Genomic DNA, 24,474 nt, shown 5'->3' with positions numbered 1-24,474 from the left:
TTTTTATTGAAACACCGCGACTGTTACATGCCCTTAGAGCCAGTTGTCGGTGATGGGTCTGCGTCCGCGCGATTCCATCCACTGATTGAACGAGTCCTTCCACTTCTTGTGGGCCTTGCGTTGCCAATCCATGAGCTCGTCGAGCTTCAGGTTGCCGACCTGCGGATAGAGCGTCGACATCGGCTTGATCAGATCGACGGCCGCGGTGGTGTCGGCGGTGGCGTCGTGAAAATCGCCGTGCGGCTCGATGCCGTAGTATTCGGTGGTGTAGGTCAGCGTGCGCTTGCCATGGCGGTGCGAGATTTCGCGGTCGATGACCAGCGGGTCGACCACCAGAAGCTCGTCCGGCAGCGCGTTGAGATTCCAACGTTTGAGATCACCCGCCAACATGCGCACGTCGAAAGGCGCGTTGTAGGCCAGCAGCGGGATGTGCTTGGCTTGGGCGGCGGTGACGATACCGCCGATGGCGGCGACGGCGTCTGTGGGTTCCGCTCCGTTGGCTTCGAGGAATTCGTCGGTGAACCCGTTGACGCGGCTCGCGCCCTCGCAGATATGCCGGTGCGGGTTGACGACCCATTCCGCCACCACGTCACCTCGGTAATCTTTGCTCGGGTCGCGCAAAACCAGCGAAGCGGAAACGATGGCGTCGCTTGAGCTGGTGCCGGTGGTTTCGGTGTCGAAACCGAGCAGCCAAGCCTCGCCGAGCGTTGTGTCGTCGTCTTGCTGCGGGGCTTGCGCTATCGCGTCGAGCATGAGTGCCGCAGTATCCGTGTCGGGATTATTTTCCATTGTTGTCATAACAGTATTGTGCGTTCCGATTCCGACATTGTATTACTTATGTATGAGGTGTCCGTATGAATTCAGGTCGGTTTCCTTGCCTGGAAGAAGCTGTAAGCATATCGAGACGAACGCAATCGGGTTTTCGGGCTGGAAAGCGCTGGCAAAATCATATGTATATATCGGAAATGTCGTAATAAATCGGAGCAAAAGCGCGTGTCGGCCGGTATGCAGCGAACGTTTAGAATGGTAGCGTGACAGAAACCGACCAGGCACAGCCCAAGCAGTTAGAGCACGAGACGACCGCTCAGAAGCGCGCGCGTTTCGAGGCTCTCGCGATGCCTGCCGTCGACGCGCTCTACCGTCAGGCGATGAAGCTGACGAACAATCCCGAGGACGCGCAGGATCTGGTACAGGACGCCTACGAGCGTGCGTTCAAGGCGTTCGACAGTTTCCGCCCCGGCAGCAATTTCGAGGCTTGGATGACCACCATCGAGCGCAACGCCTACTTCAACCAGTACGCCAAGGCCAAACGCCGCCCCCAGCGTGCCAACGATTCGACGGGGGAGTACGACGACTGGGATATTTATTCCGCTTCCGACCATTCCTCGGAAGGGCTCAAATCCGCCGAACAGGAGTACTTGGACGGTTTCGCGCCGGCCGAGATCATGCAGGCGCTGGATTCGCTTTCGCCGGAACGTCGGCAGGTATTCATCGACACCGCCATCGACGGCAAATCCTACAAGCAGGTCGCCAAGGAGCAGGGCATCAAGATCGGCACCGTGATGAGCCGGCTCAACCGCGCGCGCTCGCAGTTGAAGGATGAGCTGACCGAATATGCCCACCAGCGCGGATATGGCAAGGAAACGGTGATGGAAACGGCAAAAAGCGGGGAGTCTGCGAAGCCGTCTGAAAAGGCTGAAAAGCCGGAACCGGGCGAAAAGCAGCCTGTCACGCAAAAGCCGGGACCGGCGGGAAAGCCTGAAAATAGCAGGAAGCCCGCGTCTTCACTATCCGCGAACCCCAAAACAGCCAAAATGAGCAATAATAGTCAATTAGAAGTCACGAAAGGAGAATGACGATGGACGGACGAATCGAACGCACCAGCCGTGTAGTGGTGAGAAGCCAACATTCCGACGGCCTCACGCGTACCGACATCGAAATCTCCCGTTACGATTCCAGCAGCCGCGTCTCCGATGATGAGTGTTTCAACCCTGAATCCTGCTGTGACGCGCGTGAAAAAGCGTTGATTGCCGAGTTGCGTGATTTGCTGCGTCCGGCCTCCGCTCCGCAATGCCTGATTACCAAACTTGAGGCGACGCTCGATCGTTGCTGCCTTGAAGAGTCCTGCGGCGGCGAAGTCGCGTCCGCATAGTCTGTTCGGTTTATCGGAATTCGTTTCTAGCCACGCCTTGGTGCGTGGCTTTTTGATATCTGGTGATTGACATGGTTCGTTTTCGTCGGTTAGGGCGTTGGCCGTTATATCGGCATTGGTGATTAGTGCTGGAACTTGCTGATTGTTGCCGGCAGAGTTGCCGTTGTCGCCAATAGCACACCGCAGTCCTGTATACGAAAAATGTCCCGCTGATTGCGAGACATTCTTTCGTTTACTGCGTACCTAACGGAACTCAGGCATTTGGCCTTTTGCCGTGGTTGGCCGCCTTTTTGCGGCGTGCCTTACGTTTGCGTCCGCGCATTCCCATGATGGACTCCTTTACTTTCAATGAATAAGCCTTAGGTATTATCGCACGTTGTTGCGACTTCGCGTAGGGTTTAGCGCTAGATTCAGGTCAATTCTGCTAGTTTTCGTATGTTTTAGGCATCCAAAGTATACGAAAACTAGCGGAATTGACCGGTTACTAGCGGGATTGACCGGTTACTCGCGGAATTGGCGGTGTTACTAACAGAGATTGGCGGGGCTGCTGACGGTTGACGCATACAGAAAGGCTGCGGGACGTATCAGTTGTCCCGCAGCCTATTCGTCGTATTGCGATTCAGCGCTGCTCGGCCTTGAAATAGAGGTTGGTGGAGCTGGTTTCGCCGGGCTTGATGACGATGAGGTCGCGGCCGGTGTTGAACGCGTTGGCATATGCGGTCTGCGGCTCGATGGCGACGCCGGCCGGATGCGATTCGGGTGCGAAACCGGTGCCGGTGCACATCTGGAACGAGGTGATGGTCTTGTCTCCTCCGACGCTCACCTTGAGGCCGTCCGGACGTGTCAGCGTGGCGAAGGTGTTGCCCTCGGCATCGCGCTCGACGTTGGTCCACGCGTCGTCATACGGCTGCTCCGTCAGTGCCGTCGGCTGGCGCAGGTCGTATTTGCCACTGACCGGTTCGGTGCCGCAGGGCAGCGTACGCTCGTTGGCGATGACGTGGGTGCGTGCGGGAATGGTGACCGAGCATTGCGCGTTCTGCCCGTCGATCTCGTCGCCGTAGCCTTCGAACCCGTTGGCGATCCACGGATGAATAGCGAGGGCCCACGGTGCGTCAACGCTGTCGTTGTTGGTTGCGGACAGGGTGAGCTGCAACCCGTCGTCGTTGACGCTATACGTGGCGCGAACCAGAAGATCGAAGGGATAGCCTTTCATGTTGCCGGTGCGCCAGGTGAGCGCGACGCGGTCTTCCTCAAGGGTTTCGAGGTTCCAGAAAGCGCGGTAGCCGTAGCCGTGAATGGCATTGTGTTTCTCATGCTCGTCGATTGGCAGTTCGTAGGTCTTGCCTTCGAAGGTGTAGACGCCGTCGGCGATGCGGTTGGGGAATGGAACGAGCAGTTCGCCGTTGGTGCAGGGTACCGGCTTGTCCGGGTCCCACGAGGCGATCATATCCTTGCCGCGGTAGGTGAGTTTGCGCAGCGTGGCGCCGAGTTCGGTGATTACCGCCGTGTAATCGCCGTGCGAAATGGTGAATTGCTGGCCCGAGCGTGGGGGCAGGTTGGATGAAGTCATGTCAACTCCTGAAAAGCTTGAAACGTAATTGTTGTCATTCATTATTCTAAGTCAGGGGAGGGGAAGTCTGGTATGAAATACACGGATTATTGTATTGAAAGACATGCGATGCTTCATGTTTTCGGTTTTTGGCATGACAATAATATGGTATGGATTCGGTTACGATGAATGTTGCGGCAGCCGGATATCCCGTCACCGGGAATCTTGCCGTCAGCCTCTTGCCGCATAATGTCGGAGACCAACCGAAACGAACACTTTTGAATATATCCAGTCTGAATTTTTGTTTATTTTCGATAAATGTAACGGTAAAATATAATAAATAAGGTAAAAACAGTGGAGATGTTCTATAAGCGCTTAATTTGAGGCGTGTCGTACTTTTGGTGTTGTAAATGCCAATAATGTAATTTGATACATTTACATAAATATACGGCAAACATTTTAATCTCAATATTCTCAATAGGTAGAACGCTTTTATTAAAACCTTTGACATTTTGAAATTCGAATCTGAAAATGCTGAAATATCAAGGATTTGAGTGCGTTAAATTACGTCAAATAGTTTGATGTCTAGATTTTATTGTCCCTTGTGATGGATTAAATGAATATTACGAGTGTAGTGTCATATCCATTTTCGCGTGATGTGACACGAAGCAATTGCGTCGAGCCGATGCAGTGGTGGTCCGACCAGCGGTGCCGAAGCCGCAGAGCAGTGGAGCAGTGCGCAGTTTCGGCGTCGTAGCAGTTGAGCAGTTAGCAGTTTTGCAGTTGAGCAGTACAAGTAGTTGAGCAGTGGAGCAGTAAGCGGAGCGTGCAGTTGGCTCCGTGGCGGTTTGTAGTTGCAGTTTGCAGTAAAGAAGTTGTGGTTAGCGGTGAAGAAGATTATTGGGAGGCAGCCCATGTCTGGCGTCGATGGTGTATCGCGCGACAAACAGGAAGTGGGTGGCGAAGGCAATCTTGACCAGAACCGAGGCAACGCTGCCTCTATGCCTGAATCGATGAAGTCCCTGAACGGTGACCAATCTGCCACTGATGACTTCTCCTATGAAAATAAGTCTGAGGCCGCGCCGAAACCAAGCTTGGCATATAGGCTCGCGGCTTTCTTCCATAAGACTTCTGCAGAGCAGTCTGCGCAGTCGGCTCAGCCCGGCTCACCCAGGCGCGTGCGCAAGTCCAAGCGCCACATGCTCGCATATTGGTGTAATCTCGCCGACAAAGACGGCGATGACGTGGAGTCGATCAAGTTGAGGAACCGCGTGCGCGGGGCAAAGGCCGCCGACGGTGACGTGCAGAAGAAGGGTCTCGGAGACCGTCTTTACGCCATGATTTTGGGCCCTCCGGCAATTGCAGCCGAGATTACCAAAACGAACCAGGAAACTATCACCACGCCAGATGTCGATGCTGGCCTTATCGGCGACGATGCCGAAAACGCGTTCACGAAAGCAGCTGCAACGAAGCAGCGAAAGAGAACGAAGATCCCCAAAGCGGAATCGGAACAAAAGCTGGAACCACAACCAGTATCGCAAAACGGAACGAATCATTCTTTGTACCAAGTCGTTTCGGATTTAAACAGCAGTGAAGGTGACAGGATCATGAACGCCACGGATATGAACAACATCGATAAGGGCTTCGCGCATGCCTCGGGTGCGTCGGGTTCGCAGTCGGGTATGGCACGTCTGGGAAAGGCGGCACCTGGCTGGTTCGGGCGCGTCGGCGCCACGGTGATGGGGTGGTTCGGCCGAGGCTCGAAGTCCGATTCGCACTCGAAGTATGCCCGCAGATTGGGTCTTTTCGGCAATCTGGTGTGCATTGTGGCCGCCGCGTCGATGGCGTTGCCCGGCATGGCCTCGGCCACCGAGGTGGAGCAGAACGGCGGGCCGGACAAGGTGCAGGCGCAGGCCGATGCCGCGCGTAAACAGATGAAGCAGCAGCAGGAGCAGGCGCAGAAGAACGCCAACGGCCAGAACTCGCAGATGTCGAAGATCATGGTCGACAAGGATGGCAAGGTCACGCAGTTGCCGATGGACGGCAAGACGGCTCCTCAGACCGATAAGGCGGCCGCGGCAGTGAAAACCGCGAAGAAGCCGGCTAAGTCCACTAAATCCGTGAAGCCTGGGAAGAAGCCTTCGGCGCAATCCAGCAGTGCTCCGGCGTTGAAGCAGATGCTTGGCTATTCCAACAGGCTTGAGGGCGGAAAAGGCCAGACCGCGTACTTCAGCTATGACTTCATTATGACGATGCCAAAAGACGGAGTTACTGCACAGGACCTTTCACAAAAGCCGACGGTAGGTCTTAAGCTGAGATTCCTGGTGCAAACCCACGTCACGGCTACCCCTTGGTGGTCTTTGCCGTATGTGAGTTTGATTCCGAATGGAGCTGGTTCCGAGCAGACAGGCTCAATGAACTATGCCAATGCCAAGAACGGCTGGACCATTCAGAAAACTATCGACGATCCGGATGATCCCTCGCTTTCCGATATCTATGTCAGCTTGAAATACACGATTGCTGCTGCTGACGCCAACACTGCTGCGTTGACCGATGTCACGGCGAACAACGATGAGGGTGGTACGCGGATTTCCAACGAAGTGCTTGCATATACAGGTGTGGGCGACAATTTGACCGCTCCTTCTGACAATGGGCTTTTTGCTGGTACGCAAGATGGGGATCCCTCGGATCCTACTGATGCGCCGGTTCCTGCAGCAACGTTAAATGGTGACACTATCAAGTCCAGCCATCCCGACCAAGTTGGGGATATAGGTGAAGGCAATCCAGTCAATGTGTACTTTAACACACAGAATGGGCCTGTTATGACCCATCAGTCTGGTGAGATTAATCCATATCTTGATCAGAAAAAAACGGAGATGTTGAATAAGCCATTTACAGAGATAGGCTATCACGGTTGCATAAATGGATATGGCGGGCAATGCATGAAAACCGTGTTAGGATACCAATTAAATCTTGCACCGAATCAGGAAAGTCTCGGCTTAGGCCTAGGGGTAACTGGTGGTACAGCGCCTAGAAGCGGTGGAGCGAATGTTTGGCAGCTCGATGGATGTTATCAAGCTTCAGGCGACTGTACGCAAAATGGGTATTTCTATACTAATAACACGTGGTCTTCAGGTGCAAGAAAGCCTGGTATTGCTTCGCAAGCCTCCTTCAGCTATGGCTGGGTACCTGCTGCGAGTGGGAGTACACTCAAAGGGGCTTATTCGCAATGGTTCGGTTTAAAGAACGGGCAATGGGTTCCTGTAAAATCATTATCTCCGAAGCCGCAATTGCTACCGTTATTCAATGGGGTCAATGGTATTTGGGTGTCCAATACGACTTTGCCATTGATGGAAACCGCTAACCATTACTTCGAAAATGGTAGGTGGTGGCTCCATGGGAATTTTAATTCGTATTCTTGGAGCAACGATGGAATAATGCCTGGCTCGGCACAAAACGCAGATGGCTCCATCGACTTTGGCAAGGCTATGGCCGATCAGGGGTTGGATGGCTACTTCAAGTTGGTCACTTGGCCGGTCACTGGCCGTGCTAGTGATCCTGTCACCGAGTCGACGACGGCTGGTGATCCCAGCAAAGGTTGGTTGGCCGCTTCCGTGTTTTATGATCAGGATCGTACGCTTGACAAGCCGACCATTACCTCGCCTGTTGATAGCACGCCTTCTGCCAAATCGAATGTTGTGTATAACACAACGGTTACTGGGCCAAGCCCTCAAGCGGGCAATTGGGAGCTGTGGGCCGAAGATCCGAAGCATCCTTGGGGAGCCGCAGGTTCAGAAACTGACCCTGAAAAGATCATTGAGGCCTGCAACGACGATGATGACAATCAATCTGATGGCGAGATGCCGGTGAATGCCGATGGTACACCGAAGACCTCGGGTATCAAGGGTAAAGAAGGTTGTAAGGCCTATCGCTCAGCTACGACTACGACAACAGGTTCCGACGCTACCTATACCTTCCATGACAATGGTGCGAACTCGCAATTTACCACCCGTCGTGATGGCACACGTCGTTATATTGTTCGTGTAGAACACAACGGCAAGAAGTGGGTCTATTCCGCTCCGATTACCGTGCATGTAACTGATGCGGTGCCTACTATTGATACCCCTGTTAACGGTGCAAAAATCAACACTTATGATACCCCGTTAGCCGGTAAAGGCGTTCCGGGATCGACAATCACCATTTTGCGTACAACTGATGAGCGGTCGAGTGACAGCGATAGCGACGGCACCGATGACACCGATCAGCTCATCAATAATGCCGGACGTGACCCCAACAAGAGCGATCTCAACAATATGTGGAATGTTGAAGGTGTAGACCCCGAAGGCGAAGATGAAGGCAATAAGGGACCAGCTGAGGAAGAAAGCTCTGAGCCGTCTGTAGAGAGCCAGAAGCTTGCGAGCCGTTCTGCAGCTCCGCTAGGCAAGTCTGCTCCACTTGCCGCAGACGATACAGCCGTTTCCTGGGGGAACTCTAACCAAAAACAGGCTGCTCGAAAGGCGACCAAGCAGCAGAAGGCTGGCTTCTTCGACGGTGTAAAGACGAAGGCCAAATCACTGTTCGGCGCAAAGTCTGCTATGACACGTGGCGGACCCACCTTCCATACCGAAGTCGTCGGTACCGCGCAAGTCACAGGTGACCCGGCGAGTGCCGGCACCACTGGCGCATGGAGTTTTACTGACAAAACCGGCAAGCTTCGTTATCAGGATGGTCAGCGTTGGTACTGGGTTCGCCAGACTTATCCTAATGGCTGGGTGGATACCGAAGCGCGCCACGCCAATTCCCGTTCTGGTTACTCATTGATGAGTTCCATTATTCCTGACACGTACATTCCCACTATCACCACTGCTGATGGCACGAATTATCCTTGGGGCCCGTCCGATACCGTGCATTTGGAAGGCAAGGGTGTACCCGGACAGACGGTGAACGTCTATGAATCTTCGGATGCCAGCCACAAGATTGCCCCAGAGGGTGAAACCGACCCGACCAAATATACGGATCCGAACACACTCACCAATGAAGATGACGATCTTGACGATAACTATGCCTCTTGGGTTGGCAGTGCGCAAGTTGCCCCTGACGGCAAATGGCAGTTAGACGAAGAGACGCAGGACCCTACCTATACGGATGATGGCAACGAAGGCGGAAACACCCGTGCGTCCGATGGCACGCGTTGGTATTTCGCTCGGCATGAATTCACCAGCATCAAGCATGATAACGTCCACGACAAGTCGCCGTATTCCAAGGCGATGCATACCAAGTTCAATGATTTTGTGCCTACGATTACGAATATGCTCGCCACTGAAGGGCAGACTAATTACGTTCCTTTGACCAATGGTATGAAAGTCAATGGTTGGCAGCATACCATTAAGGGGCGTGGTATTCCGGGCCAGACGGTGACGCTTTCGGCTCTTGATCCTGCTCACGCGTTCAATACTGCTATGACACCGAGTGATCCAGGCGTGCAGCTGATTAAAATCGGTAAAGGTGTGGTAGGCCAGGACAGCACTTGGACGATAGTCGATACGGGCTTGAATGCGGATACGCGAATCTCTGACGGCATGCGAGTGTATTTCGTCCAGCAAACATTGCCAGATGAAACCACCTCTCATTACTCTGCAGCGTCTTATTACACCATCAACGATATGAATGCGAGCATCACCTCTCCTGCCCCGAATACAGCAACCCTCGATTGGTCCAAAGTCATTGGCGGTAAGGGTGTGCCTGGAGGTTATGTAGCCCTGTACACTGCAGATGTACTCAGCGATCATAAGGCCGATGAGACCCTTGATGCCACTGCTGATGGAGTACACCTTCAGTTGGTGGGCGGATCCACCGTGGACGGAAACGGCAACTGGACCGTTACCGACCCAGGCACGCATAACAATACGGCCAAATCCGGCAAGCGTGTGTATTATGCTCGCGAGACGTTGCCTGACAAGCCCAATATCAGTGACGGTACGATAACCGATTACACCAAGGGCTTTGCGCTCTTTGTCAGCGGCCTGACTCCTGCGATTACGGCACCGGCCAACGGCACGCACGACATCAACTGGACCAAGACGATTTCCGGCACGGGCATTCCCGGCGTGGAGCTGAAGCTCTATCAGGAAGACCCCGACCACACCATCAGCATGGATGCCAACGATGAAGGCGTGAGGGGCATCTTGATTGGTACAGTTACCGTCGGTCAAGACGGCAAATGGTCCGTCACCGACGACGGCCTTACTGCGGGCAACCACACCCCAAGCAGTGGCCAATACAAGGGCCAGCGCTACTACTATGCCCAGCAAAAGCTGCAGGATGGAAGGCCGTCCTTCCTCTCCAAGGTGGAGTGGCAGAGCATAGACAACATGGAACCTGCCATCACCACACCCAGCGGCCAGACCACGCAGACCTGGGACTACACCTTCGGCGGCACCGGCATCAACGGGGCCACCATTAATGTGTACACTGCGGAGCCCACCGGTAGGGTCAAGGATGGCATGGCATGGAATGAACATCGTGTGACGCTGCATAACATCGGTACGGCCACTGTGGGTACCAATGGAGCGTGGACCTTCAAGGATGATGGTTCCCATAACAACACGGTGTTGCGCAATGGCCGTCGTTTCTACTACGTGACGCAGACCCGTCCTGATGGCAGCGTTTCGGACTACACCAGAAACATCATGGTGACGGTGGCTGGGTATACTCCCACCATCGATACCCCTGCTCAAGGTTCCGCGCTTACGGGCTGGCAGCAGACCATAGGCGGCACCGGCATGGGCGGAGCCACCATCACGCTTTACACGGCGCGTGCTGATTCCAATTGCCTGGCCGATACCAACACTTCGGCCATCGACCCCAGAGTTTGCTTGCACACGGTCGGTACTGCGACGGTGGATCCCGGCACGCACCGTTGGTCAATAGATGACCCCGGAGTCTACCAGGATGGAAGCAGCAAGCAGTACAACACCACGAACGACGGCAAGCGCATTTACTACATCACGCAGACCATGCCGGGTGCCACCAATGAGACGCATGATGCTCAGACTACTGGATATTCGAATCCATATTGGATCCGAATCAACGGCGTTAAGCCTACCATCGACACTCCTGCTGAAAATCAGGCCGTTAACCAATGGGCCCAGACGATCACCGGTTCCGGTGCTCCTGGCTCCACGATTCAGCTCTACGCAGCCAATCCTCAATACAAGTTCCTTCAAGGCAATCAGGGTGGTCCCGACCTGCAGGCTGCGGACCCCGCGGTTCACCTGCTTACCATCGGTAATCCGGTAACGGTGGGCAGCGATCCCACCGACGCATCGACATACTGCAAGTGGACGGCTGTTTCCGATGACGTTCAGCACGAAGTCGACAAGAAGACGATGAAGCGCGTGCTCTACGTCAAGGAGACCTTGCCCGACGGCCGTGTCACCGACTACTCCACTGGTCGTATGACCCGCGTCAGCAGCATGGATCCTGTCATCACGTCACCTACTGGTGGTATGAAGACGACAGCCTGGACATACAAGGTGACCGGTACAGGTGTGGCCGGAGCCAAGGTGTTCATTTACGAGACGCCTGACGATGCGAACAACAATCCCAGCAACCCGAACTCCTTTGCCGATGCGCAGAAGAAAAACGAAGCCGGAGATATTGACGATGCCGCCATCGATGCCGAAGCGAAGGCCAAGTTGGACGCCAATATGATTGGCTCGGTAACCGTCAAGACCGACGGTACCTGGGAATTCGATGATACCGGAATGGGATCTCATCGTACCTGCATGAGTGAGGGTACGCGTTGGTACTTTGCCCGTCAGACGCTTCCCAATGGCGTGCATTCCAACTTCTCCGGAGGACAATGGTTCGACTACAATTACTGGGCTCCGAGTATCACTTGGGTTGATGACGGAACCTACAACCGTCCTTGGGAACGTACCCTGAGTGGCAATGGTGTTCCTGGTTCCCAACTTACGCTTTATGTAGAGTTGCCGACGGACAAGACTGACGGCAGCGGCCGCGTCTTTGACGCCAGCAGTGAGGCGAAGATCACCGATAGCATCAATCATGCTCATAAGATCGGTACCGTCGCCGTTTCCGACACCGGCACATGGAGCATGGTTGATCCAGGCGACCACGACGGCACCTACAAGATCAGTGATCTGAACGGTCGACGTATGTACTTCGTGCGTCAGCAGTACCCGAACAATGACCAGTCCACGATTACGGAAAATCATGTCGACTTCGCCTACGTCCGTCCTGTTCCAGACACTACTTGGGATAGTCGTGTGCAAGGCCCATGGGGCAACGTCATCGGCTTCCGTTCGTCGATGGACACTGCGAACACCAAGATTGGCATTGAGCTTTACGAGACCCCGGATAATAACCATGTTATCGATACCCCGAACTTCAATATCAGAACCTGTATGGCTGACACTTCTGAAGGTGGCTGCAAGGAGAAGCTAGGTGCCCAGAAGATGACGGTGGGCACCACCGACGATGATGACATCAAGGTCGTTGATTACGCTGCTGGTGGAGCTTATGCGGGCAAGCAGTTCTGGGACAAGGCCAAGGACGGGCGCACGCGCCAGTCCGACGGTGCGCGATACTACTTCGTGCGTGAAGTGCTGCCCAAGGTCAAGGACAGCCATGACGATCCACAACCGCGGTACTCTGAATTCTCGGATGTACAGAGCGATGGCCGTTTCAACAAGTCGATTCCGACCATTACTTCCCTTGGAACCAATGCGTGGGCCAATAATTACAAGCAGACGATTCAGGGCGAAGGCACCTGGGGGCAGAAGGTAACGCTGTATGCCGCCGACCCGAAGAGCCCCGCCTTTAAGGTCGACTCCGCCACGGATCCTGGATTCTCAGCTACGAATCCTAAAGCCACGTTCCACAACGCTGCCGAGGCCGAAGCCAATGGCATCCGCCTCATCAAAGTGGGCGAGTCCGATGTGACCCGTAGCGAAACCCCGAAAACCGGGTGGCCTTACGATTCCAACTGGTTCGGCTCTTGGAAGATTGACGACGATGGCAAGTACAAGGCCAATGGCGACGTCGACACCACCAAGGGCGACGCCTCGGGCAGTGGCACAACCATAGCCGCTGGCGACCCGAATGCCGACGGTAGCAAGAACACCGTTGACAGGGTGACCTATAGCCACCAGGCCGGTGATTCCTACTATGACACGGCTACCAATGGCAAGCGTATGTATTACGTTCAGGAGACCTGGCCCGACGGCACCACGTCCGGCTTCTCCGGTCCTTCTGAAACGACTATCGATCGTGCGATACCTACCATCACCTCTCCCGATCCCAACGCGACCAGCGTGCCGTGGGGCTCGCAGCTTAAGGGCGACGGCATCCCCGGTTCTAAGATCACCATCTACGAGACCGCCGATGAAGAGGACACCAATACCCATAAGGGCACGTACGACACGAACCCGAACCCGAATATGTTCAACCTCCCCGATGAAGCGAAGGGCGTTCCTGTCAACCGCGAAAAGGTTCACAACCCGGTAACTAATAAGGATGAACTGAGGGAAGTGGAAGTCAAGGTCGGCGACGACCCGAGCAAACCGGCCACTTACGGCCACTGGACCTTCACCGACAATTCTTCTGATAAGCGCACACGTCCTGATGGCACCCGCTGGTACTATGTCGGCGCGAAGCTGCCTGACGGTCAGATTGCGCAGTATTCTGCGGCTCGTGCGGTTCGCTACAGCAACATCAAGCCGACGATCAACCCACAAACCAACGACCAGCGCAGCGGTTGGGCCCAGACCATCACCGGTACCGGCGTCCCCGGCGAGACGGTGACCGTCTATGCCTGTAACCCCGCCAAGGTGGAGAACGGCGACAAGGCCAATTGCGCCCCCGACCCGTACCCTGCCTCCGACACCGCCAACTACGGCAAAGACAAGAGTCTTATCACGGTGGGCTCGGCGACCATTGGCGCCAAGGGCACGCCTGCCGAAGGCAAGTGGACCCTTGACGACACCGGCACCTTGAAGGACACCTTCAAGGCCGACGGCACGCGCGTCTATTACGCCCGCCAGACCCTGCCGAACGAAAACAAGTTCTCGCAGTATTCCGATAGCCAGAACTTCATCGTCAACAACGTGATGCCGACCATCGACACGCCTGACGACGCGCATCTCGGCTCCGCCGCCTGGAGCATCCAGCTCGGCGGCACCGGCATGCCCGGTCAGAAGGTCACCGTCTGGGAGTCCGGCGACGACGACGGCAAGTTCACCAACGCCACCAGCGCGGCCGATAGGAATCCTTGGGATCCCACCAAGGACGGCGGCACAGGCGGTGTAAAGATCGAAGGCACCAAGCTTGCCGAAAACATCCTCGTGAATGCGGCCGGCCGCTGGTCGTTCGTCGATCCGGCTGTCACCAATAGCGTCACCGGCTCGGTTGCCGGTTCCACACGTATCAAGGACGGCAACCGTACCTACTGGGTGGAGCAGACGCTGCCAGCCAACGACAACACATCGTGGTATTCGCAGATTCGTTCCACTCACTTCACCCAGATCACCCCGACGATCCTCACCCCTGTCGACGGCACCTTCCAGGACGCCTGGAAGCAGCAACTCACCGGTACTGGTCTCCCCGGTCAAACGGTGACGTTGTACGCAGTCCAGCCGAACAACAATCCGTTCGACACCACTGTCGATCCGACCAAACTCGATCTGATCGAGGTTGCAAGCGCCACCATCGATTCCCATGATGCTGGCGGCAACTGGACCTTGCTCGACCAAGGTGACAAGAACGACACCAAGATGCTCGACGGCACCCGTGTCTACTTCGTGCGTCAGACCCTGCCCATCGGAGGCAACTCTGGCTATTCCAAGGGCATCAAGCTCGGTGTCAATTCCGCCGTGCCGACCGTCAACGCTTCCGTCGACAACGTCGCCCACTGGGGTGTGAATCTCTCCGGCGTCGGCGTGCCCGGCGCGAAGATGTATATCTATGAGACTGCCGATAAAGACAAGCTTTTCGAGAATGCCGATGGCAATTTCAACCCCAACAAGACCGACCCCAACGGCGAGTGGGACGAGGTCGAGGCGAACGACCATACCAAGAGCAAGCTGATGCACACGGTCGACGTCGATTCCGTCACGGGTCAGTGGTCTTGGCGCGATCCCGCGCTCGACCAGCGCACCCGTATGGACGGCACCCGTCGCTACTTCGTGCGTCAGGAGATCCAGGGCTCCAGCAGCAGCGTCAACACCTCGCGCTTCTCCAAGCCCGCCTCCATCCGCTTCGCGGACACGAACCCGACCATCACCAAGCCGACTGCTGGCTTCCACAGCTCCAAGTGGAGCTTGGACCTGGCCGGCAAGGGCGTACCAGGTCAGCTGGTTACGGTTTATGCGGCCCATATCCCTACCAGCAACACCGATACCACGCACAAATTCGACGAGTCCATCGCCGCTGGCACCGGTTCAGGCGTAGTGCTGAAGACCATCGCCACCGCCCGTGTGGACGCTGGTGGCAACTGGAACGCCACCGACGACGGCTCAATCAGCGACATCACGCGTCTGGCAGACGGTAAGCGCATCTACTATGCCCACCAGACCCTGCCCAGCGACCCGTCTGAAGTGCCCAATCCTCCGGCAGACAATTACTCTCCCGGTGTCCCCGTGTTCATGGATTCCATGGTTCCAGCTATCGACACCCCGGCCAGCAGTTCGGCCGTTAACGGCTGGGCCCAGAACATCTCCGGTTCCGGCGTGCCCGGAGCCACGGTGCACCTTTACGCCGTGGATCCGAAGGCCGCCAACTTCAGCGAGACGATGAGCGGCGATTCCTATGCAACGACCAACGATCTGATCGATCTCGGCTCCGCTGCCGTAGACGACGGCGGCCGTTGGACGGTTTCCGACTCCGGCAAGGAGAAGGACACCCTGCTCTCCACAGGCAAGACCGCCGCCGGCAAGCTCTACACCCAGGGCAAGCGTATCTACTACGTCCAGCAGACCTTCAAGGACGGCGTGAAATCCCAGTATTCCAAGAGCTCGTACCTCCTGATCAACGATGCTGTGCCTTCCTTCACATCACCGGCCGATGGCACTTCCGACGTTTCATGGACCAAGTCCGTTGCAGGGCGTGGCGTTCCCGGCCAGACCATCTCCCTCTATGGAGCGCAGAAGGATTCCGACAACTTCGGTTCCGACATCGACGCCAACGTGGCGTCCAACGGCGTGCATCTGAGCTTGATTCGTTCTGGCATCCCAATCGATGCCAACGGCAATTGGGCTGCGGTCGACCCCGGCACCATTCCTGGGCTCACCAAGGAATACTCTACGGGTGGTCGTCGTGTCTACTATGTCCAGCAGACCCTGCCCAACAAGGAAGATGTGGCTGAAGAGGACCAGCAGATTTCAAAGATATCGAACGGCCTGAGCCTCAACATCTCCAGCATGGTTCCTGCGATCACCTCACCGACCAACAACGCGGTCGATGCGGGCAGCGGCCTGCTCGATGGGATGCATATCAACCTGACCGGCACCGGCATCGCGGATGCAACGGTCGACGTCTATGAGACCGCCGACCCCGAACACATCCTCGATCAGAACAACGAGCCGAGCCAGCTGAGCGAAAACGACTTCAAGAAGCTCAAGGCGACGCTTGTCAGCTCCGGCAATAAGGTGACCGGCGGCGCAGGCACTTGGAGTGCATCCGACGATGCTGATCAGAAGGGCCACACCCGTTCCGACGGCGCTCGCTGGTATTTCGTGCGGCAGTTGCTGCCCAACGGTGACAAGTCGACCTTCTCCAAGGCCATCCGCACGAAGTTCCGTCTCTCCGCTCCCGTCATCGACAGGCCTACCGCATATACACCCAACGACTTCAACCATTGGGCGCCCACCAGCGACCCCAAGGACAACGGCAAGTGGTGGACCGGCCAGATCAACAAGTGGGATACGACGCTCAACGGACGTGGTGTACCTGGAATGAAGGTGCAGCTCTACGTCGCCGATCCCACCGGTACATACGGCGTGCAGTATGACCCGCTGACCCAGACCACCGTGAAGCTCATCAAGATCGGCAACCCGGTCACTGTGGGCGAAGACGGCACATGGGTCATCTCCGATGACGGCGGCCTTTATAACCCGCCTGCCGACAAGCCGACCAACTATACCCGTCTTTCCGATGGTGCTCGTATCTACTATGTGCGCCAGACGGCCCCAGATCCTGGTGATCCGAACGACCAGACCAATAATCCGGGCGACCCGAACGGCACCGATCTGCCGTACTCGGACGCTAAGGGCGCACGGCTCAGCTATACCCGCCCGCAGATCGACACCCCGACCGGTGGCAGTGCCATCGACTGGAAGAACATCGTCAGCGGCCACGGCGTGCCCGGCTCCAAGATTCGGCTCTACGCGGCCGACCCGAAGGGCGATACCTTCGATCCGACGGCGGACGCCTTCAACTCCAAGGTCAAGCTGCTCCCGATCAACCCGACCCCCGAAGACGGCGGCAACTCCGATTACACGATGACCGTGTCTGCTTCCGGCGTCTGGGCAATCACCGACAATGGCGATGACGTCGCCGACACCAGTTCCGACGGACGTCGTATCTACTATGCCCAGCAGACCCTACCCAACGGGGCCGGCGTGCCCGGCGGCACCGCGGAGAACCCGGATTACACCAAGGCCGACTTCTCGGCTTCCGCATGGGGCACGGTCAACACCGTCGTGCCGATCATCACCACCCCCAACAATTCCAGCCAAAAGGAATGGGGCGTGAAGGTTTCCGGCAAGGGCGTGGCCAACGCCACGATCGACATTTTCGAGACCCCTGACAAAAACAAGGCCTTCGACCGCAACACCGATCCGAACTCCCAGCCCGACACCGTTCCGCCGGCTGTGAAGGTCAAGTCCGGCGTGACGGTTGACAACACCGGCTCCTGGAGCTGGACCGACCCCGCGGACGACTCCGTTGGCGACGGCTCCACCCGTGACGACGGCGTACGTTGGTACTATGTGCGCCAGACGTTGCCCGGCGGCAAGGTTTCCAGCTTCACCCATGCTGTTTCCTCGACGTTCAGCAACATCACCCCGACCATCAACCCGACTCCCGGCGGCGGCGCAGGCGAATGGGCCCAAACCATCACCGGTACGGGTGTGCCCGGCCAGCAGGTGACGCTTTGGTACGCCGATCCGAAGAACGGCACGTTCAACGAGACCGTTGACGCCAATGATGCGGCCAGCGGCATCGTCAAGCACAAGCTCAACTCCGTGGCCGTCGACGTCTCGTCCGATGGCACGTGGAGCGTGATGGATCCGGGCACCTCGCCCGACACCGATTCCGGCGATGCCAATGGCACCGGCCATCGTATTTACTATGCCCAGCAGACCCTGCCGAGGGTGACGGAGGCCGGCAAGAACTCCAGGTACTCCGCAGGTGTGAAGATGAACGTCAACAACGTCATCCCCACCATCACCGGCCCCGGCTCGGATGGCCCCAACCACTTCTACAACGGCCCCGAAAACAAGGGCGGCTGGAAGGTGCCGCTCACCGGCAAGGCGATCGCCAACCAAACAGTCACCATCTATGCGGTTGACCCTGACTCCACCACGTTCGACCCGACTGTAAGCCCCAACGGAGACCACAACTACGATCTCATCACCCTTGGCGATGTCGTCGCCGACAGCACCGGCTCCTGGAGCTATGTCGATGAGGATAACGGCGACACCACACTCACCCATCGCGACACCAGGCTCAAGGACGGCATGCGCATCTACTATGCCACCCAGAAGATGCCCGGCTCCACGATCACCAATCCCTCGCAGTCGCGCTATTCCGATGCTGCGTGGTACACGTTGCCCGGCTCGACCCCGGCGATTACCAGCCCCGGTGCCGAAAACACCGGCCTCGATGAATGGAAGGTGCAGCTCAACGGTACGGGTGTGCCCGGCGCAAAGGTTCAAATCTGCGAGATGGCGGACATCAACCATATCCTTGATGGCAACACCGACCCGAACAATCGTCCGAGCGTCACCTGCAACGACATCTCCAAGGGCAATGTCGTCGTCGGCGATGACGGCATCTGGACCTTCAGCGATGACGCCCACGACAATGGCACCCGTTCCGACGGCACCCGTTGGTATTGGGTGAGCCAGAGCACAACTGATAAGAACAAGTCACGGTATTCGTCTGCATTGCAGGTCCACTTCAAATGGTCGACCCCGACCATCGATTCCGTGACGCCCGCAGTCCCGGCTCCCGGCACCAAGAAGAACGGCTGGTCCGTCTATATTTCCGGTACTGGCTTGGTCGGACAGACACTGACGCTCTATGCTGCCGATCCCGACAACTGGATCGAAGCCGGAGCCGACCCGACCCCGATGGCCAACAAGCTCATCAAAGTGGGCACCGCCAAGGTCGGCGAGAACACCGATCCGGGTGCCCCCGACCAGACTCACTCCTGGCGCATCTCCGATGACGGCCACACCGGCGACACCAGGCTCACCGACGGTAAGCGCGTCTACTTTGCCCAGCAGAGCACCCCGGCCAAGGGCATAGGGGAGAACCAGGGGCTCTCGATCTTCACCAAGGGCGTGGGAACCACCATCAACGGCATCACCCCGGTCATCGATACCCCGACGGCCATGGGCTCCGATTGGCAGCAGGTTATCGGTGGCACCGGCGTTCCGTCATCCACCGTCACGCTTTATGCGGCCGATCCGACGGCTCCTCAATTCAGCTGGGTCACCCCCGGCTCGCAGGCCACGAAGAAGAAGATCGGCACCGGTCTTGTCGGCGACGACGGCCGTTGGCAGGTCACCGACGACGGCTCCAAGAAAGACACCGAACTCGGCAGTGGCGCACGTATCTACTATGCGCAGCAGACCAGCCCGAAGCTCAAGGCTGACGCACCTACCACTCCTCCGTATACTGCAGACAACTATGTGCAGTCGCCGTTCTCGGTCGGCAAGCAGCTCGGCGTGTATTACGTCACTCCGACCATCGACAGAGCCGACAAGGGCGAAAGTGACGGCACCGCCCGTCTTTCCGGACACGGCGTGCCTGGCATGCATCTGGAACTCTGGGCCGCCAAGCCATCCGGCATTTTCGACCCGAACAAGCCGGCAGAGACCGAAGGCGTCGACAAGATTAAGGTCGGTGCCAATATCGTCGTAGGCAATGACGGCACCTGGACCGCTTCCGATTCCGATGCTTCGGGCGTCGCCACCAGCTCCGACAACCTGCGTATCTACTATGTGCGTCAGAGCCTCACCGCAGGCGACCACACCGGTCCTGAAATCGACCATACCTGGTCTAAGGGCAAGACCTACTCGGTAGGCAATACCACCCCGGTCATCACCGCCCCGGTCTCCGGCTCCACCGTGGCGTTCGGCAACATCACGCTGAGCGGCACCGGCTATACCAACTCCACCATCAAGGTCTTCGAGACGGCCGATCCCGACAAGAAATTCGATGCCGACACCAATCCTGCCAGCAGCGTCAACAACGCCGACAACGGCGTCACCAAGACCGCTCACGAGGTGAGCGCAGGCAAGGACCCGATCATCGTCGATGGCAATGGCAAGTGGACGTTCACCGATGAGATATCCACCCTTGACTCCGGCACCCGTGCAGACGGCACTCGTTGGTACTTCGTCCAGCAGACTCAGCAGGGCAATGAGGCGAAGAAGTATTCCTCCGCCATCTCTACCCGCTTCGAGGGCGCCATTCCTACCATCACTTCGCCTACCTCCGGTACACAAAGCGATGACTGGAAGTTCGACGTCACCGGTCGCGGCGTGCCCCACCTCGAACTCAACCTCTACGCGGCCGACCCGGCCAAGGCCGGCTTCGACGGCACTGTTTCCGGCGCCGACAAACTCGGCGACGGCAGCCTCATCAAGGTCGGCAGCGCCACTGTCGACGCCGACGGCAACTGGAGGGTCACCGATCAGGGCAACAAACCCACCACCCGTCTTGCCGACGGCCAACGTATCTACTATGCGCAGCAGAAGCGGGCTTCGGGCAACGACTATCAGTTCTCCGCTGCCACGAACGTCACGATCAAGGGCGTAACCCCGTCCATCACCAAGCCGTTGCAGAACGCTCAGGTTTCGGGCGGCAGCCTCGATCTCGAGGGTACCTACCTGCCCGGTTCCACGGTCACGGTCTATGCCGCCGACCCCGCGAACCAGACCATTGGGGCCAGTGTGCCCGGCGAAAGCATCAACCTGGTGCAGGCAAGCTCCGAGACCAACCCGGTGACGACCAATGCCGTCGCCCACACCTGGAGCTTCACCGACAACGACTTCGGTGCCCATGTCAACGGGCAGGGCCAAGGCGTCTACTATGTGCGCCAGAAGCTGCCCGATACGCGTGATTCCAAGTATTCCGGCGGCGTCATGGTCACCACGCAGAGCAGCAAGCCGGTCATCACGACCCCTGTCTCCGCCTCCGCCACCGAACTGACGGCCCACCAGATCGACAAGTGGAAGTTCGACGTTTCCGGCACCGGCATGCCTGGCAAGGCCGTCGACCTCTATGCGGCCGACCCGACCTCCGGCACCTTCGACCCGACCGCAACCGCGGCCAGCCCGAGCGTCAAGCTCGTCAAGATCGGTTCCGACACCGTCGCCACTTCCGGCGACAAGGCCGGCACCTGGACGGTCACCGACGACGGGTCCGCCAAGCTCGAGAGCGCCCCTGAGGGCACGGGCCACACCCGTACCGACACCATCGACGGCCTCGGCAGACGTATCTACTATGCCCGCCAGCATATGGGCTCCGCCCTCATCGATTCCGTCGGCGTGTATGTCGATATCGTCAACAAGGCTCCGAACATGGATATCACGGCCTCCAACAACGGAGTGCCGCACACCACCATCGCCAACCATGGTGCACTTGCCGAAAACGCCAAGGTCACCGTCCACGGTGTCGCGACGACGAACATCGACGGCGCGACACTCAAGGTCTACATGGCTGCGGATACGCAGAGCCAAGGCCAGGCGTTGAGCCTTCAAGAGCCGAAGGCAAGCGCGCCTCAAGGTCTCACTCGTGCCTCCGGCCCCGACATCCCGTTGGCTTCTTCGCCGGTTCGTGGCCTCACCAGAGGTTTCACCACATTCGGTGCCCCCGGTGTGCCCAGCGAGGGCAGCGAGGTCAGCGAATGCACCCAGACGTTGGGTGCCGCCGGCACGCAGACCTGGACCTGCGATATCCCCGCCAGCAAGTTCACCGTTCCCGGCGACTACTACTTCATGGGTCGTCTCACCAACGGCGGAGGCAGGGTTTCCCCGGCCACTTCGTCCAACTGGCAGAAGGTCCATGTCGATATGGTCCCGCCTGCCGTTGCCATCACGTCAACCCCCGACAAGCTGGGCAACCGTGAAGTCAAGGGCACGGCCGATCCCGGCGCCAAGGTTACCGTCCAGTTCGACTGGACCGATGGCGTTTCCGGCACCAGCTTCGACAACATCGACTCCTCCAACGAATCCACGCCGGTGACCGCCGACGAGAACGGCAAGTGGTCGGTCGAGCTGCCGGAGGACGCACACAACGGCAGGGTTCGCGCCTTCGCCGCCGATGCCGACAGCAACCAGTCCAATTACACCGAGCCCCAGCCGTTCACCGGCGAGCTTTGGAACGTCAAGTTCGACGCCGGTGCCGGCAAGTTCGCCGAGGACGGTTCGCCTTCGGTGCACACCGAGCATGTCTATGACGCCGACAAGGCCACTAAGCCGAGCGATCCCACCCGCGAGGGCTTCAGGTTCGTCGGCTGGTTCACCGACAAGAACGAAGACGGCAACGGCAAGGGCAACGAGGTCTTCCCGGATTCCGCCACCCAGACCGGACCGATTCTCAAGGACACCACGTATTACGCCAAGTGGGCCAAGACCCACAAGGTCATCTTCGAGCTGCAAGGGGGGAGTGCGCCTGCAGACCAGCCGCACCTCTTCGATGACCAGGTGCTCGATGACAATGCGCCACTTTCCAGGCCTTTGGTCGAACCGGTCAGAGACGGTTATACGTTCGCCGGCTGGTTCCTCACCGCCGATACCAATTCCGACGCCTTCCCGTTCGGCCAGCCCGTCACCGCCGAAACACACGTCTGGGCGCATTGGAACGAGCAGAAGTACACGCTGACCCTGCACAACCAGAACGGTGATCCCGATACGACCATCTCCGCCGGTTCCGACGGCAAGCTGGCTTCTTTGCCTACAGCTCCGGCCACCACGCCTGCGCACAAGAAGTTCGTGGGCTGGTTCACTGCAGCCGATGGCGGCACACAAGTCACCTTCGACGAGTCCACCACCGTCTTCGCCAACACCGAAGTCTGGGCCCACTGGACCGACAACAACCACAAGGTGACGCTCGACCCCAACAACGGCGAGGACCCGAGTGACCATGACGTGCTTGACGACACCGCCATGGATAATCCCGGCACTCCGTCCACCGTGCCCGAAGGCAAGGTGTTCAGAGGTTGGTACCTCAAGGACGACCTGGATGAAAACGGTCAGCCGAAGCCTGGCAAGACGGCCTTCGACTTCAACACGCACATCATGCAGGACACGGTCCTGAAGGCTCGCTGGAACGACGCCCAACACCATGTGACGTTCGACTTCAACGACGGCACCCACGATCCGACGACGGTCGATGTCGACGACAACAAGGCCATCAAGAATTCGCAGATACCTGCCGCCACGAGGGACAACTATCACTTCGACGGCTGGTTCGCTCCCGACGCCTTGACCTCGTTCGACTTCAGCACGAAGATCGGCGCCGACCTGACGTTGACGGCCAGGTGGACCGTGCTGCGCGACGTGACATTCAAGACCGACGGCGGCAGCGAGATTCCTGTGCAGAAGGTTCCCGCCGGCGGCCATGCCACCAAGCCTCAGAACAATCCCGAGAAGGAAGGTTATGAGTTCCTTGGCTGGTTCGTCTCGTCCGCCGATGGCTCCGATCCGTTCGACTTCGAGCACACCACGATCGACAACAACACCAATGTGTTCGCGCACTGGAAGATCAAGAGCTTCAAGATCAAGTACGTCACCGGTGAAGGCGGTGCCACGCAAATCGAAGACAAGAGCGTCGACTACGGCCAGCCCACGCCGAACGTTGACGACCCGACCAAGCCCAACAGCCACTTCCTCGGCTGGTTCAAGAACGACGACCAGAACAACAACAGCGAAGCCAACAAGTATGACTTCACCGCTCCCGTGAAGGAAAACAAGACGGTTTACGCCCACTGGAAGTCCATCGTCACCGTCGGCTTCGACGCAGGCAAGGGCAGCGTGGTGATAGGCAAGGAACCTCAGCTCGCCTCCCAGACGATCGACAAGGGCAGCAAGGCCAGCAAGCCTGCCGACGACTCGGTCAAGCGCGATAACTACACCTTTGCAGGCTGGTTCGCCAAGGACGACCTCGGCGACGACGGCGTGCCGAAGAACGGCAAGGATCCGTTCGACTTCGACACCCCGGTCAATGCCAACACCACGTTCTATGCAGGCTGGAAGGCCGATGTCTACCGCGTCAACTTCACCGACACCGAAGGCGGCACCACCACCCCGACCAAGGATGTGACCTATCCGGGCAGCGCCACCGAGCCTGATACGCCGGTACGCGACGGCTATCGCTTCGATGGCTGGTACACCGCGGCCAGCGGCGGCGCCAAGGTCAGCTTCCCGTATGCGCCCACCGAGAACGTCGAGTTCTTCGCCCACTGGGTGCGCCACTACTCAGTCAAGTACGACCTGAACGGCGGCGCCGCTGCCGATAG

The 24,474-nt window shown here is 57.8% G+C and carries 5 protein-coding genes (1 of these 5 only partly in view); 3 read left to right on the top strand and 2 right to left on the bottom strand.

The window, feature by feature from the left end:
- Positions 1 to 33 precede the first annotated feature (33 nt).
- Positions 34 to 798 (bottom strand): exonuclease domain-containing protein, encoded by a 765-nt coding sequence (locus OZX67_RS06695; RefSeq protein ID WP_277141919.1) that lies wholly within the window; start codon positions 796 to 798, stop codon positions 34 to 36.
- 233 nt (positions 799 to 1,031) lie between these two features.
- Here OZX67_RS06695 and OZX67_RS06690 point away from each other — a divergent pair, with 233 nt between their 5' ends.
- Both OZX67_RS06690 and OZX67_RS06685 read left to right on the top strand, forming a co-directional pair.
- The gene (locus OZX67_RS06690) at positions 1,032 to 1,856 is read left to right on the top strand and encodes a sigma-70 family RNA polymerase sigma factor (protein WP_348519601.1); all 825 of its coding nucleotides are present in this window, start codon (positions 1,032 to 1,034) and stop codon (positions 1,854 to 1,856) included.
- Between the two features lie 2 nt (positions 1,857 to 1,858).
- Complete coding sequence (locus OZX67_RS06685; protein ID WP_277141918.1) at positions 1,859 to 2,152, top strand: hypothetical protein; 294 nt, start codon at positions 1,859 to 1,861, stop codon at positions 2,150 to 2,152.
- 619 nt (positions 2,153 to 2,771) lie between these two features.
- Here OZX67_RS06685 and OZX67_RS06680 read toward each other — a convergent pair.
- Positions 2,772 to 3,722, bottom strand: a complete 951-nt coding sequence (locus OZX67_RS06680; protein WP_277141917.1) for an aldose 1-epimerase family protein — start codon at positions 3,720 to 3,722, stop codon at positions 2,772 to 2,774.
- A gap of 893 nt (positions 3,723 to 4,615) precedes the next feature.
- Here OZX67_RS06680 and OZX67_RS06675 point away from each other — a divergent pair.
- Positions 4,616 to 24,474 carry the 5' portion of an InlB B-repeat-containing protein gene (locus tag OZX67_RS06675; RefSeq protein ID WP_277141916.1) on the top strand. It continues 18,484 nt past the right edge of the window, so only the first 19,859 of its 38,343 coding nucleotides appear in the window; the start codon lies at positions 4,616 to 4,618; its stop codon lies beyond the right edge, outside the window.

It is taken from the genome of Bifidobacterium sp. ESL0728 (genome assembly GCF_029392015.1).
GTDB lineage: Bacteria > Actinomycetota > Actinomycetes > Actinomycetales > Bifidobacteriaceae > Bifidobacterium.
The sequence above is the reverse complement of the archived record's forward strand: the minus strand, read 5'-3'. Positions and strand labels throughout refer to the sequence as shown.

Excerpts from the sequence above, each read along its gene's own strand:
- OZX67_RS06695 (WP_277141919.1), bottom strand. The coding sequence starts at position 798 with ATGACAACAATGGAAAATAATCCCGACACGGATACTGCGGCACTCATG.
- OZX67_RS06685 (WP_277141918.1), top strand. The coding sequence starts at position 1,859 with ATGGACGGACGAATCGAACGCACCAGCCGTGTAGTGGTGAGAAGCCAA.
- OZX67_RS06680 (WP_277141917.1), bottom strand. The coding sequence starts at position 3,722 with ATGACTTCATCCAACCTGCCCCCACGCTCGGGCCAGCAATTCACCATT.